11 protein-coding genes are annotated in these 15,210 nt (G+C 39.4%); 5 read left to right on the top strand and 6 right to left on the bottom strand.

From position 1 onward, the window contains the following. The first annotated feature begins 229 nt into the window (after nucleotides 1-229). Complete coding sequence (gene pflB, locus A2G56_RS08665; protein ID WP_062711584.1) at nucleotides 230-2,542, top strand: formate C-acetyltransferase; 2,313 nt, start codon at nucleotides 230-232, stop codon at nucleotides 2,540-2,542. Nucleotides 2,543-2,646: 104 nt separating this feature from the next. Here the strand turns inward: pflB and A2G56_RS08660 are convergent, their stop codons facing one another. After that, entirely contained in the window at nucleotides 2,647-3,579 is a 933-nt protein-coding gene (locus A2G56_RS08660) for a serine hydrolase domain-containing protein (protein ID WP_062711581.1), read from the bottom strand. Continuing rightward, a complete protein-coding gene (locus A2G56_RS08655) occupies nucleotides 3,580-4,329 on the bottom strand; it encodes a CppA family protein (RefSeq protein WP_062711578.1) in 750 nt (249 codons plus the stop codon). Between the two features lie 124 nt (nucleotides 4,330-4,453). On the opposite strand from A2G56_RS08655, the gene A2G56_RS08650 reads away from it, so the two are divergent. After that, nucleotides 4,454-5,359 carry a sulfite exporter TauE/SafE family protein gene (locus A2G56_RS08650; RefSeq protein WP_062711575.1) on the top strand — a complete coding sequence of 302 codons (906 nt, stop codon included), beginning with the start codon at nucleotides 4,454-4,456 and terminating at the stop codon, nucleotides 5,357-5,359. 286 nt (nucleotides 5,360-5,645) lie between these two features. Here the strand turns inward: A2G56_RS08650 and gla are convergent, their stop codons facing one another. Beyond that, on the bottom strand, nucleotides 5,646-6,509 hold the full coding sequence (gene gla / locus A2G56_RS08645) for an aquaglyceroporin Gla (protein ID WP_062711572.1): 864 nt from the start codon (nucleotides 6,507-6,509) through the stop codon (nucleotides 5,646-5,648). A 124-nt stretch (nucleotides 6,510-6,633) separates the two neighbouring features. Between gla and A2G56_RS08640 the strand changes: the two genes are divergently transcribed. After that, nucleotides 6,634-8,904, top strand: a complete 2,271-nt coding sequence (locus A2G56_RS08640; protein WP_062711570.1) for a Xaa-Pro dipeptidyl-peptidase — start codon at nucleotides 6,634-6,636, stop codon at nucleotides 8,902-8,904. A gap of 54 nt (nucleotides 8,905-8,958) precedes the next feature. Here the strand turns inward: A2G56_RS08640 and A2G56_RS08635 are convergent, their stop codons facing one another. Beyond that, on the bottom strand, nucleotides 8,959-10,128 hold the full coding sequence (locus tag A2G56_RS08635) for a cation:proton antiporter (RefSeq protein ID WP_062711567.1): 1,170 nt from the start codon (nucleotides 10,126-10,128) through the stop codon (nucleotides 8,959-8,961). 800 nt (nucleotides 10,129-10,928) lie between these two features. Here A2G56_RS08635 and A2G56_RS08625 point away from each other — a divergent pair. After that, nucleotides 10,929-11,986 (top strand): IS3 family transposase gene (locus A2G56_RS08625; protein ID WP_237334445.1). Its coding sequence is split into 2 segments (ribosomal slippage): nucleotides 10,929-11,157 and nucleotides 11,157-11,986, totalling 1,059 coding nucleotides; the frame shifts between segments, so codons are not numbered across the junction. Nucleotides 11,987-12,033: 47 nt separating this feature from the next. Here the strand turns inward: A2G56_RS08625 and A2G56_RS08620 are convergent. Beyond that, nucleotides 12,034-13,695, bottom strand: coding sequence for a peptide ABC transporter substrate-binding protein (locus tag A2G56_RS08620; RefSeq protein ID WP_062711561.1), 1,662 nt, complete (start codon nucleotides 13,693-13,695; stop codon nucleotides 12,034-12,036). 358 nt (nucleotides 13,696-14,053) lie between these two features. Here A2G56_RS08620 and A2G56_RS08615 point away from each other — a divergent pair, with 358 nt between their 5' ends. Then, on the top strand, nucleotides 14,054-14,353 hold the full coding sequence (locus tag A2G56_RS08615; protein WP_062711558.1) for a YbaB/EbfC family nucleoid-associated protein: 300 nt from the start codon (nucleotides 14,054-14,056) through the stop codon (nucleotides 14,351-14,353). Between the two features lie 41 nt (nucleotides 14,354-14,394). On the opposite strand, the gene A2G56_RS08610 is transcribed toward A2G56_RS08615, so the two are convergent. After that, complete coding sequence (locus A2G56_RS08610; RefSeq protein ID WP_062711555.1) at nucleotides 14,395-15,129, bottom strand: MerR family transcriptional regulator; 735 nt, start codon at nucleotides 15,127-15,129, stop codon at nucleotides 14,395-14,397. Nucleotides 15,130-15,210 lie beyond the last annotated feature (81 nt).

Raw genomic sequence — 15,210 nt, 5'->3', positions numbered from 1 at the left:
CAGCTCTCGATCGCCGATCAAGGCATCTAGCCTTCTTTATATCCTATCAAGTCAGTCGGCAGTCATCAGTCGTTTTATAATACAGATCCTCTTATCCATTTTCAACTGTAATATAAAAGAAAAGTTATTAAGTCAAGAAATTTGCTTGTGAAATCGTTTTCTGATTGATATAATAATTTGTGTAAAGTGTAACAGATAGTTTGTTACTAGATTTGAAGGAGAAATTCTTATGGCAACAGTCAAAACAAATACAGACGTTTTTGAAAAAGCTTGGGAAGGCTTTAAAGGAACTGATTGGAAAGAAAAAGCAAGTGTCGCTCGATTTGTACAAGCTAACTACACACCATATGATGGTGATGAAAGTTTCCTAGCTGGCGCAACTGAACGGTCACTTCATATTAAAAAAATCATTGAAGAGACTAAAGCAGAATACGAAGCAACTCGTTTCCCAATGGACACACGTCCAACGTCAATTGCTGACATTCCTGCAGGATTCATCGATAAAGAAAACGAAGTTATTTTCGGTATCCAAAATGATGAGCTCTTCAAACTTAACTTCATGCCAAAAGGTGGTATCCGCATGGCGGAAACAACGCTTAAGGAAAATGGTTATGAACCAGATCCTGCCGTGCATGACATCTATACTAAACATGTTACAACTGTAAACGATGGTATCTTCCGCGCTTACACATCAAACATCCGTCGTGCTCGTCATGCCCACACTGTTACTGGTCTCCCAGATGCCTACTCACGTGGACGTATTATCGGGGTTTACGCACGTTTAGCTGTTTACGGCGCGGACTTCTTGATGCAAGAAAAAGTTAACGATTGGAACGCTATCACAGAAATCGATGAAGAATCCATTCGTCTTCGCGAAGAAGTTAACCTTCAATACCAAGCACTTGGTGAAGTAGTTAAACTTGGTGATCTTTATGGTGTTGATGTTCGCCGTCCTGCTGAAAACGTAAAAGAAGCTATCCAATGGGTTAACATCGCCTTCATGGCTGTCTGCCGTGTTATCAACGGTGCTGCTACATCACTTGGACGTGTCCCAATTGTTCTTGATATCTTCGCAGAGCGTGACCTTGCGCGCGGAACATTCACAGAATCAGAAATTCAAGAATTCGTTGATGATTTCGTTCTAAAACTCCGTACCGTAAAATTTGCTCGTACAAAAGCTTATGATGCTCTTTACTCAGGTGACCCAACATTCATCACAACATCAATGGCTGGTATGGGTAACGATGGTCGTCATCGTGTTACAAAAATGGACTACCGTTTCTTGAATACACTTGACAATATCGGTAACTCACCAGAACCAAACTTGACTGTTCTTTGGACAGACAAATTACCATACGCATTCCGTCGCTACTGTATGGCAATGAGCCACAAACACTCTTCAATCCAATACGAAGGTGTGACAACAATGGCTAAAGATGGTTACGGTGAAATGTCATGTATCTCATGTTGTGTATCACCACTCGACCCAGAAAACGAAGAGAAACGTCACAACATCCAATACTTTGGTGCTCGTGTTAACGTTCTTAAAGCCCTTCTCACAGGTCTTAATGGTGGATACGATGATGTTCATAAAGACTACAAAGTCTTTGAAATCGATCCTGTAACTGATGACGTTCTTGATTTTGACACTGTTAAAGCTAACTTCGAGAAATCACTAGACTGGTTGACAGATACTTATGTCGATGCTCTTAACATCATTCACTACATGACTGATAAATACAACTACGAAGCTGTTCAAATGGCCTTCTTACCAAGTCACCAACGCGCTAACATGGGATTCGGTATCTGTGGATTTGCTAACACTGTTGATACATTATCAGCTATCAAATACGCTACTGTTAAACCAATTCGTGACGAAGATGGCTACATCTATGACTACGAAACTGTTGGGGAATTCCCACGTTGGGGTGAAGATGATCCTCGTTCAAACGAATTAGCTGAATGGTTGATCGAAGCTTACACTACTCGTTTGCGTAGCCACAAACTCTACAAAGACGCAGAAGCAACTGTATCACTTCTTACCATCACTTCAAACGTTGCCTACTCTAAACAAACTGGTAACTCACCTGTTCACCGTGGTGTCTATCTCAACGAAGATGGTACAGTAAACACTTCTAAAGTTGAATTCTTCTCACCAGGTGCTAACCCATCAAACAAAGCTAATGGTGGATGGTTGCAAAACCTTAACTCTCTTGCAAGTCTTGACTTCTCATATGCTGCTGATGGTATCTCATTGACAACTCAAGTATCACCACGTGCTCTTGGTAAATCATTCGATGAACAAGTGACAAACTTGGTAACAGTTCTTGATGGTTACTTTGAAAACGGTGGTCAACACGTCAACTTGAACGTTATGGACCTCAACGATGTTTACGAAAAAATCATGGCTGGTGAAGACGTTATCGTTCGTATCTCTGGTTACTGTGTAAATACTAAATACCTCACACCAGAACAAAAAACTGAATTGACACAACGTGTCTTCCACGAAGTTCTTTCAATGGATGATGCTATCCAAGCTTAATTCCTCAAAATCTTACCTTCGGGTAAGATTTTTTGTTTTCTCAACCAAAAAAGCCAGCTCCATTGAACTGACTTTTAATAACTCCATATCCTTAAAATCATTAGTTAACGTAGCTCATCAATGATGACAGCCATTAACTCTTTTCGCCTAGCAATCCATTCTGCGCGATGATCCTTCTCATAGGTCCGATTCGTCAAAAAGATAACGGCTTGCTGAGTTCTACGATTAGCCATGATAAAGGGACCGGTGTAACCTGTATGATCGATCCAATGCCCATCTAGATTCCATCCCAAAGCACGGGATTTACTCCCAGATGGACTGAGATTTTCCCACAAATTTTTGGCAAAATCATCTTGTAAATAATGCTCTAAGAAGGTTTCTAAATCCTTAACCGTCGAAAACAAACCAGCAGAACCTGCATGTTCTTTCAAAACTTTAGCTTTGGGATCGTGAACCAAGCCATCTGAAATCCCTTTAACTGTTGGAACTGCTTGGTTATTTGGACCAAATCCTGTCTGAGTCATCTGCCAAGGTTTGAAAATGTCTTTCTCAAACAGTTGATCCAAAACCAAGCCAGTCATCTCTTCTAACATAAATCCTAACAGCAAGAAATTGAGATCGGTATACAAGAACTTCTTTTGATCCGTCACCTTAATCTGATTAATCGCTGCCTTTAGTTCAGCAGCATCTAACTGGTCACGGTTTGGGATAAAAGGATCAATCCCAGAAGTATGGGTTAAGAGCTGACGAACCGTCACATCATTAGTTTGAAAATCTGGGTAATAACATGAAACGGACTCATCTATATCTAACTTGCCCTGATAGACTAAGAAAGCAGCTATGGTGGCAACACCAACAACCTTAGAAACACTTGCCAAATCATATACTAAATTTGGCTTAACAAGACGTTCTCCATCAATCGTCCCTATATAATATTCCTGCCAATGACCATCATTTAAAACAGCTACACTTGCACCATGATAAAGATTCTCAGCAATTTGGTGATTGATTTTTTCAAGGATTTTTTCCATAAACACTTATTTGCTAAACCAAATTTCAATATTACTTGGGTCAGAAACAACGACCACTCGGGCTTTCTTATCAATATAAGGAGCTAAATCCTTAGCATCTAGATAGTCATACAAAGCCAGCAAATCGTAGTCTTCTGGTACTTGGAAATCAAAGAATTCGATATCCCAAGTCATTTGAGGCTCAATGGCCAAGTCTGGTCCTTCTGCAGTCTCAAAGGTCAAATTAAGTGGTAAATGTCCTTCAAAAGCCTCTTGATAAAACGCCTGACTGGCTTCTGGATCTGGTACGTTTAAAACAACCTCTTCAACATGGAAATCTGATAAGCCCTTAAATGCAGAATCAATGTCTGCCTCAACAGAAGTCACTTGTTCCAAATCTTCAATAGCCTTTTCAGCATGAATTAAAATGGCATCTCCCTGTGGAGATACCGTTTCAAAAGCATAGCCTTCCTTACCTTTAAAAATATGACGAGCTTCAGCACCATGAACTAAAAGTTGTGCAATCTCAGCAGCTTGTGCTTTGATGACTAAACAGTTTAACTTCTTAGTTCCTTCAACTGCTCTTGTACGGTAGGCTGGCGATTCTTCTATAATGAAACGGATTTCTTTGGATTCATGACCAGATAAAAAAGCCAAGGCATTTTCTTCACTGACGAGTTTCATGCCAAGATTTTTTTGCAAGAATTCTAAATTTCTATCTCGTTCTTCAACCCTTGTAACCGGTGATCTGAAGGTAATATCTGTAAATAGTGACATAACGTCCTCCTTGTTCTTATTTATTGTATGCAAAAATATCTTTTTTGACAAGAAATTATATGTAAGCTAAGCAATTTTAATGAGAGATATTTACATTTCATCATTTTTTCAGTAAACTGATAGAATGACTGATAATACGATCTTACATCTCATACAATTTTTTTTAGTAATAGCCATTATCACCATTGCAAGTTATCTCATTTTTCATATCAAGAAGAATCATATTAATCCCTTCAAACGTTTTTGGACTGGTTTTGGGATTGGCTTGACGACCGATTTATTAGATACGCTTGGTATTGGATCATTTGCCACGACAACAACCTTATTCAAAGTAACCAAAATGCTTGATGATGATAGTCAACTTCCAGGAACTATGAATGCTGTGCATGTCATCCCTGTATTAGTACAATCGCTTTGTTTTATTTTAGTTGTTAACGTGGAACCCCTTACCCTAGTCAGTATGGCCGCTGCTTCTTTCGTAGGAGCTCTTTTTGGTACTAGAATCACTAAAAACTGGCATACTCCAACTGTCCAAAGAATACTGGGGACCTTGCTTATCATTGCTGCCTTTATTAGCATTTACCGTATGTGGAGTAATCCTGGTTCCGATATTGTCGAAAGCGCCCATGGCTTGGAGGGCATTTGGCTAATCGTCGGTGTCATTTTTAATCTAATCATCGGTGTATTGATGACTATGGGGCTTGGTAACTATGCCCCTGAACTCATTTTCTTCTCACTCATGGGGCTAAGTCCTGCAGTTGCTATGCCTGTTATGATGCTTGATGCTGCTATGATTATGACTGCATCAACCACTCAGTTTATAAAAAGTAATCGCGTCAGTTGGAATGGCTATGCAGGTATGGTCTTGGGGGGGATTGTTGGTGTCTTAATTGCCGTTGCCTTCTTGTCAAATCTCAACCTCAACAGCTTAAAGGTTCTGGTCATCATTATTGTGATCTTTACTGGAAGCATGCTCATTCGATCATCTTTAAAACCTCAGCTAAAAGACAAACAAACTCGGCATCACTAAACACAAAACAACGAGACAGTCATCTATGCTTACAAAGCACAAAGAGATGGCTATCCCAACTTTTTTGCCAAAACGTCAATAATCGTTTTATAAAACAAGGATAGGACAAAAATACCTCAAGAAAAGTATCGCCATCAAGTAATACTTTTCTTGGGGTATTTTAGGCTCTTTGTCAACTGTAGTGGGTTGACAAAGAGCCAGAAATGACACCTCGGATCTACGACAGAACCGTTATACACAAAAAATCCCTGAATAATCATTTCAAGGATTTCTTTTTGTATTTGAATTAGGCGTAAAGTAGTTTGTAAAGAGCTACCGCTGCGATACTTGCAAGAATAGGAGCTACTACTGGAACCCAAGCATACCACCATTTTGAATCTGATTTGTGTTGTCCAAGAATTGATTTTGGCAACAAGTGGTGAAGCAAACGTGGACCGAAGTCACGTGCAGGGTTCAGACCAGGACCCGTAGGACCTCCAAGACTCGTCACAAGTGCCATCACAAGGAAACCAAGAGCCATGTGAGAAACTGCTGAACCTGCTGAAGTAGAAGCAATCAAACCTCCTTGCAATTTTTGACCTGCATTAAGGGCTGCTACGTCTACACCTTGTTTTGATATAAACTGGATAGCTTCAGCACCGAAGTAATTTTTGGTCATAGCAACTGCACCAAAGAAAAGGACGAATGAACCAAAGAATTCGTTGATGAAACCGTTGATTGTAGCACCTTTACGCGTATCAATAATGCCATTGTCGCGTGATGAAATAGTAGAAAATGAGCCAAGAATCGCATTTGATTCTTCTGTCTCCATATAGTAAGGTCGGTGAGTAGCAACCACTACTGCTTGACCTGCCATTGCTCCAAGAATTTGAGCAACAATGTAAGGAGCAACTTGAGCCCATGGGAAGTAGCCTGACACAGCCAAACCAAGTGTGAACGCTGGGTTGATGTGGTTACCAGACACGTTACCAAACATCAAGGCTGGGATCATTACCCCCATACCATAACCAATAGCGATTGTTAACCAACCACTAGCGTGCCCCTTGGTTCCTTTAAGTTCAACATTGGCAACAGCACCATTACCAAGAATGATAAGAATTGCTGTTCCTAGAAATTCTGTAATATACTTTACAGTCCATGTAACATCCATGTTTTGTGTAATCCTTTCAATTTAGCGATTTTTTTATTTTCGACAACCTTCATTTTATCAAGTATAATGAATAAAGTAAAGGTAATCTTAACAATTAAAACGTTTACTTAAAGGAGCTCTTTTTATGAAATATAATCAATATAGCTATATACCTACTTCTCCTGAAATGGCCCTTGCAGAACTGGGCGACCTTGGGTTTGCTGTCTCGAGTAAAGCTAATCTCAAGCAAAACCTTGAAACTCTAGTGCGTCATATCCTATCCTTACAGTATCAAGATACCAATTATGCCTTATCGTTATTGATTTCAGATTTTGAAACTGACTTACTCACTTTCTTCCAATCAGATGCTGATTTAACTCGAACTCATTTTAATACAATAGCACTTCAGCTACTGGGCTTCATTCCAAATGTTGACTTTACAAATACTGAGCAATTTATCAAGGAAATCGCTTTTCCAGTAATATTTGAAGATAGCATCTTACCACTCTATCATCTATTAGCCACTCGTACTAAATCCGGTAATACCTTAATCGATAGCCTTGTCGCTCAACATCTTATTCCTATAACTAATCAGTACAGGTATTTCAATGGTAAGAGTTTGGCTAGCTTTGATACTACTGATGTCATTCGTGAAGTCGTCTATGTAGAGTCTGGCGTTGATACTGATAAGGATGGACAGGTAGATCTTGTTAAAGTCTCTGTTATCAGACCAAAAACTGATCTAGCATTGCCTACCATGATGACAGCTAGTCCCTATCATCAAGGGGTCAACGAGCCAGCCAGTGATAAATTAACCCACAAAATGGAAGGTAAACTCCTTAAAAAAGAAGCTGGTAACATTTCTGTCGAAACTCAAGACATTACGATTTTAACATCGGATAGCACGGTCGATGAGGTCCAAAAAACAGAAGAAACTTTCCTTTACCCAAATAGTTACACTCTCAACGATTACATGCTCGCGCGTGGATTTGCCAATGTTTACGTATCAGGTATTGGCACCATCCAATCTGACGGCTTTATGACAACAGGGGATTATCACCAAGTTCAAGCCTACAAATCAGTCATTGATTGGTTGAATGGGCGTACTCGTGCTTTTACAAGTCACGATCGCAAGCGTCATATTAAAGCTACTTGGGCGACTGGTAAGGTGGTCACAACCGGCCTCTCCTATCTAGGAACCATGTCAAATGCCCTAGCGACGACAGGCGTTGAAGGGCTTGAAGTCGTCATTGCTGAAGCTGGTATCTCCTCATGGTACAACTATTATCGAGAAAATGGCCTTGTTACCAGTCCTGGCGGCTATCCTGGCGAAGACTTAGATACCTTGACTGAATTTACCTACTCTCGCAATCTTTCTGCTGGAGATTACCTCCGTCAAAATACTAAGTATCAAGAACAACTCAAGGAACAAAGCGCTGCTATTTCTCGAGAAACTGGCGATTATAATCAATTTTGGCATGACCGTAACTACCTAATACACGCCGATAAGGTCAAGGCGCGTATGGTCTTTACCCATGGTACTCAAGACTGGAACGTCAAGCCAATCAATGTTTACAATATGTTCAATGCTCTTCCTGAAACCATCTCAAAACACCTCTTTCTCCACCATGGTGCCCACGTTTATATGAATGCTTGGCAATCCATAGACTTTAGAGAAAGTATGAATGCCCTCTTGAGTCAGGTAATCTTAGGACAAGAAAATTCTTTTGACTTACCAACTGTGATTTGGCAAGATAATACCGCTGCCCAAACTTGGCAAGAACTTGATAGCTTTGGCAGTAATGACTATCAAAGCTATCCATTAGGTTCTGATTTGAAAACCATTGACAACCATTACCATGACGAAGATTTTTCTCGTTATGGAAAAGAGTTTAATAGCTTTAAAACAGATTTATTTAGCGACAAAGCAAATGCAGTAACCATTGATTTAGAACTCCCAAAATCTCTACGTATCAACGGTCGCATCAAACTTGAACTAAGGCTTAAATCAAGCACTGATAGAGGTCTTCTTTCCGCTCAAATCCTTGAAGTAGGAACCCAGAAATACCTCCAAGCTATCCCCGTTCCTAGTGGTAACAGTGTTGATAACGGTCGATTCTTCCAAATGGAGGCTCTTAAGGAATTACCTTTTAAAGAAGCCGCATCACGTGTTATCACTAAAGGACACATCAATCTTCAAAATCGTAATAACCTCCTTACCGTTGAGGACATTATTCCTGACGAGTGGATGAACTTCTCACTGGAACTTCAACCAAGTATCTACGATATCAAAGCCGGTGCTAAACTGCAGGTTATCTTATACACAACCGATTTTGAGCACACTATCCGAGATAATTCAAATTATCAATTAACCCTTGATCTTGGACAGTCTCAAATAGTCATTCCCCACGATTAAGCACTCAATTCAAAAATCCCTAGCACATTGTAGTGTAGGGATTTTTTGGATTATTTAATAGCCATCTGTCGAATTCAAACCTTTTTGAGGACCCTTAGAACTTCTAAAGGAATACTTCAAAATGAAGGGAGCAATGATGGTAGAGGCAATCGTAATGATAACCAACTCTGAATAAACTCTATTACCAATAATATGAGCAGCTTGCCCCACACCAATAATAATCAAAGCCATCTCACCTCGGCTGACCATCCCGCCACCAATAGTTAGGGATTCCATTTTAGGAAACTTGAAACTACGGCCAACAAAATAACCAGGAATTAGTTTTGTTAAAACTACTAGAATAGTGAAGCCTATGATCATTGGTAAGTGTTCCAGTAATCCCGTAAATCGCAAAGGAAAAGCGATAGAGGCAAAGAAAATAGGGATGAAGAAACTATAACCAAATGAAGTGACACGTCTCATCACAGAATGACCTTGTTTTGTCTGACCAATAGCCAAGCCTGCAAAGAATGAACCAATGATAGAACTCAACCCCACTTGATCAGCTAACCAAGACAGTGAAAAACAAATAATCAAAGCGACATAAAACATAAGATTCTTAGAAGCAAGGACTTCCAAGCGTTTTATCATCCAAGGAATGAGAACTTTGATAGCCAACCATAAGAAAACAAAGAATAATAATTGTGCCACCAATTGAAGGCTGATATTCTCTGTTGAACCTAATGATGAGACGAAGAAACTAAGCAGCAATACAGCAATGATATCATCTGCAACGGCTGCGCCGATAATGATGGCACCCACATCCGTAGATACCTTATCATACTCTTGAAGAACTTCAACAGTGATTGAAATACTTGTTGCTGCAAAAACTAAGCCGTAAAAAATAGATTGACTAACATTGAATTGCATAACTTGTGTTAGAAAATAAAAAACGAACAGAGGAACGATGACTCCCGTAATAGCCACTAGCAAGCTAGGTTTGAGGTACTTTTTCAACAAGCTGAAATCAGCTTCTAAACCAGCCATAAACATCAGCAGGATAACCCCAAGTTCTGATAAGAAGTGGAGAATTTCGCCATTGTGGACCAATCCTAAAATAGGCGGTCCAATAACAATACCAATCAATAGTTGGCCAACAACGGCAGGAATATTCAAACGTGAGGAAACCGCTCCTGCTAGCAAACTAGCTACTAAGATAATAACAATTTCTAATAATGCATGCATTAAAACTTTCCTTTCTGTCAATAAATTTCTTGATAAGTGTCACTGTGATGCTACAATAGCAAAGAGAACAAAAACGAACAAGACTCCCAAAACTTTCTATCAGACAGCAATCACTCGGTCCATCAGTTAACTTTACCATCACTATATCACAAGTTCCACCAAAACGCTCACTACTCCATGATAACAGAAATAAATAAAAAGTTAAGCTAAATCAGTATAACTAACTTTTTTGACATAAATTCATGTGACTGACACTGCTTAAAAAAACAATCTTGCAATGCTTAGATCAATCAAACATCATCTGACTTTCCCCTAACTTAACAGACGGATTAAAACTTACCCGTGTCGTCGACTGAAACAGCAATAGGATAACAGGGCTTCAAGAAAAGCCATACCATTCAATCTTTTTCGGGGTTATTTTACAAAAAACTAGTGAAAAGGTCATGCCAAGCTTATATCATCGTTGCACTGTTTTATGTCAATTCGCTATATTAAAACAAGAGTACTAGTCAGACGGCTTCTCATCTGGCCAAGGACAACCTATGCCATACGGTTAGCTGCTAGGAATTCCAACAGGATTTCTTATTTCTCCCATCCAATTGTTAACCAGCTTCCTACTAACAGCCATTGTTAATAGACTTAAAAAAACGCTAGATTCCTCAATCTAACGTTTTTAAATTTTTGAATCGGTTACACTAAACTAGACAGAATTTATAAAGTGTTCTAATAGTAATCAAAAACAGGAGAAATTTATGTCTAGAAGAGTACGTCGTTAATTCACAGATAACTTTAAACAACAAATCGTTGACCTTCACAATGCAGGTATGAAACGTAGCGAAATCATCAAAGAATATGATTTAACCCCCTCAACCTTCGACAAATGGGTGAGACAAGCTAAAACAACTGGTTCCTTCAAATCGGTTGATAATCTAACAGATGACCAACGGGAGCTAATAGCCCTTAGAAAACGCAATAAAGAACTCGAAATGCAGCTAGACATCTTAAAGCAAGCGGCAGTGATTATGGCACAAAAAGGCAAATAATCACTGCTAACAAGGATAAATACAGCATTTCAGCCATGTGTCGTTGGTTGAACCTCCCTCGTTCCAGCTATTACTACAAAGCCATAGAGCCAGTATCGAAAACAGAGCTTGAAGAAAAAGTTAAGCAGATTTTCCTTGAGAGCAAATCTAGATATGGTGCTCGAAAGATCAAGAAATGTCTGGAAACAGAAGGAATCCTCTTGTCTCGTCGTCGCATTCGTCGGATCATGAAGCGATGGAATCTCGTATCTGTTTACCAGCAGACTACCTTCAAGTCGCATTCTAAAGGGAAAAATGAAGCACCCATTCCAAATCGCTTAGCCAGACAATTCAATCAAGAAAGACCACTTGAAGCGATTGTAACAGACTTGACTTATGTCCGTGTTGGTAAGCGCTGGGCTTATGTTTGCTTGATAATAGACCTCTATAATCGTGAAATCATTGGTCTGTCAGTCGGTTGGCAGAAGACTGCAGAGCTCGTAAAGCAAGCGATTCAGAGTATCCCTTATGCCCTAACCAAGGTCAATCTTTTCCATTCTGATCGTGGTAAGGAGTTTGATAATCAGCTGATTGATGAGGTGTTAGGAGCATTTGGAATTACCCGTTCACTTAGTCAAGCAGGCTGTCCTTATGATAATGCCGTGGCTGAAAGTACTTATCGTTCCTTTAAAATTGAGTTTATTAATCAAGAAATCTTTCATTCGCTTGAAGAACTAACTCTCAAAACCAAGGACTACGTCCACTGGTGGAATCATCATCGCATTCACGGTAGTCTCAACTATCAAACCCCCATGGCTAGGCGAGTGATCGCTTAACAAAAACACTTTATAAAAATTGTACAGAAAAGTGTTGCCTTTTCATTTTATTTGTGCGCGTGAACGAAATCTACTGTTAGTCCAGTTGAATTACGGACCAATTCTTTCACGTCTGGATTTTGTAATCCTTGTGAGTTGAGGTAGTAAATTGGATTGTAAAGGGCTTTCTCATACAAAGCTTTCTCAGCCTCTTTATAGTTTTCGGCAGCTTTTTCTGGGAACATCGCATTTTCAGTGATGGCAGCTTGATAAGCCTTATCGTAATCTTCACTTGAGAATTTACCATAATTGTAGGCCGCATCAGAAGTAAAGAGGCCATAGAAGGTTGACCCTTCTGGGTAATCACCTCCCCATGAAACAAGAGCAACTTCAAAGTTTTGGTTTTTAGTATCTTCCAAGCGTTGTTTGAAGGTCACAAATTTTTCTTCAACGGTCAATCCAGGAAGGGCTTCCTCCCACGTACTCTTGAGGTAGTCAACAGCATTTTTAGTCGCTGGTGAATCTGAATCAGCTGTCACTGTCAATGTTAACGAATCTTGACCAAGCTCTTTCAATCCTTCTTTGAAGAGTTTCGTTGCTTCTTTGGCATCGTATTGATAACCAGGGGCTACAAAATCCGTTAAGTCCTCTCCATTTTCCAAAGTTTGAAGACCAGTCGGTGCAAGAGCTGTCGCGGGAATTGACCCCGTATCAACAGCAGCTTCGACGACTCCCTCACGGTCAGTTGCAAGGTTAAGTGCTTGACGAATCTTATCATTCATCAATGGTTTAACATCGCCAGTTTGATTGTAAACAATGTAAGTTGTACGCGCAGATGGTACATCAACGACATCCTTATTTTTCTTATTGGCATTGTAGATAGCTGAGGTTCCTGAGATGTCAGCGAAGTCTAAATCGCCTTGTTTATACATTTGTACAGCCGTATCTGGTTTCTTGATAACATCAACATTGACCGTTTGTGTTTCAACATTTTTGGCATCCCAGTATTCTTTGTTTTTAACTAGTTTGAAGCCACCGTTTGAGCCGTCCCAGCCCTCAACTTTGTAAGGTCCAGAATAAAGCATATCTTTTGATGTAGTGGCATAATTCTCACCAGTTTCTTCAACAAATGATTTTTTCTGTGGTAAGAAGTTAGAAAAAGCAAGGTAATTGATAAATTGCGGTGCAGGATTGGTCAGAGTAAAGATAACCTTATCGCCGTCTGCTTTGACACCAAGTTTGTTGAGATCTTTTTCCTCTCCATTGTTAATCTTATCCGCATTCTCTAGGTGAGCCTCAACAGCTAAATAGGCATACTCTGAGGCTGTCTTAGGATCAACGATACGTTGCCATGAGTAAACAAAGTCTTCCGCAGTTAACGCACTGCCATCTGACCATTTAAGCCCATCACGCAGTGTCGCTGTGTAGGTCAAGCCATCTTTAGAGACGTCAACGGTTTTGGCCAAGTCAGGACGAGTCCCATTTTTTCCGTCCAGACGTAATAAATTGCCCCCTGAGTTTCCAATAGCGACATTTGAGTATTGATCTGTATTTTTGGAAATATCTAGTGTCGAAATATCGGTCGGAATGTACCAATTGATCGTCTCTTTTGCCTCATCAGAAGACTTAGAAGAACTACCATTACCACAAGCTCCCAAAATAGCCACAGAGACAAAGGCAACTGCACCATATCCTAAACGTTTCCAAGTTGGTTTATTAAAAAATACCATACGCATCTCTCCTACCTTTTATTTCTTCATTGAAGCGACAAAATTTTCTAAAAATTAGTATGTTAGCTAGTTTAACACAACTTTTGTTAAAAAGGAATACTTTTTGGTAATTTTCTGAATTTTATTTTTATTTTATATTTAACAACTCAAAAACACTATAGTTGCATATAAATTAATTATATCACCTATCACTTGTATAATAAAAATACTCAAATGCTGTTTATAACAATTTTGAACTAAACACCAAACATGATATAATAACAGTTAGACATCCACTAACCCCTACCTAGTTATAGTGGAAATAGCTCTAAAAGAAACAAGGCTAACCCCTTGATACGAAAGGAATCTTAAAACTATTATGATGAATATGCAAAACATGATGAAGCAAGCGCAAAAACTCCAAAAGCAAATGGAGAAAAAACAAGAGGAGCTTGCTGCTACTACTTTCACTGGTAAATCAGCACAAGACTTGGTTGTCGTTGAATTCTCAGGTGATAAGAAATTAACCAATATCACTTTCGCTGAAGCAATCGTTGATCCTGAAGATGTAGAAACACTTCAAGATATGACTACACAAGCTATCAACGATGCCCTCGGACAAATTGATGACGCTACTCAAAAAACAATGGGAGCATTTGCTAATAAATTACCATTCTAAAACTCAGAAAAAGCCTTCTCCACAGGGAAAAGGCTTTTTTGCTAATCTTTCTTAGCTAATTCCAAACATGACGATTTAACATGACAATGTGGGCAGGTTAATTTACGTGTCCTAGGTGTGTGCGGTGCCTTAACAAATTTCCAATAACTAGGTTGGAAAGTCCTATGACAATTTGGACAGAGATATACTAATTGTTTATAAAAGTAATAGGTCAACCAAATAAGACCTACAACATAAATCACACCGACCATTACAGCTAATACTTTTAGCCACTCTAACTGTGGAAATTGCTTAGCCAACCAAATACTAGCAAGCAACGCTAGGATAAATGTAAACAGTGTAGCCAACATTTTCAGTTGAAGCTTGCGATGTACTTTTTTATTTTTCATGATGAGCGACATATCTTGTAAACTTGCAACAGAGTAATCTTCTTGTCGTTCTAGCTTGTCAAGTAGGTTGACAGCAGTGTCAAGTTTAAGCTGCTTTTGGTCAATTTCCTGCTTCAGTTCAATGATATGACCTTCTAATAGCAATTGTAAAACTTGCTCTGAATGGTCTTCCGTCAAAATATCTTGAATAGCTTTCAATGAGAAGTCAAGATCTCTCAAAAAACATATCCATTTGAGCTGCTCTAAATCCTTATCAGAATAACGCCTACGACCACCTTCTGTTAGGTCACTTGGTGTCAAGATACCACGCTGATCATAATATTGAACAGTCCGAATGGAAACCCCTGCTAGTTTAGCCATTTCCCCTGTTGTATAGGTTACAGACATCTCTTCACCTCCTTTATGGTAAGATACAAAGTCTTCAAACTCTGTTCTCCTGTAGCTTACCATATCACCCAAGGTCACAAA

Origin of the sequence: Streptococcus halotolerans (genome assembly GCF_001598035.1) — a bacterium.
In the GTDB taxonomy this organism is placed as follows: domain Bacteria; phylum Bacillota; class Bacilli; order Lactobacillales; family Streptococcaceae; genus Streptococcus; species Streptococcus halotolerans.
The sequence above is the reverse complement of the archived record's forward strand: the minus strand, read 5'-3'. Positions and strand labels throughout refer to the sequence as shown.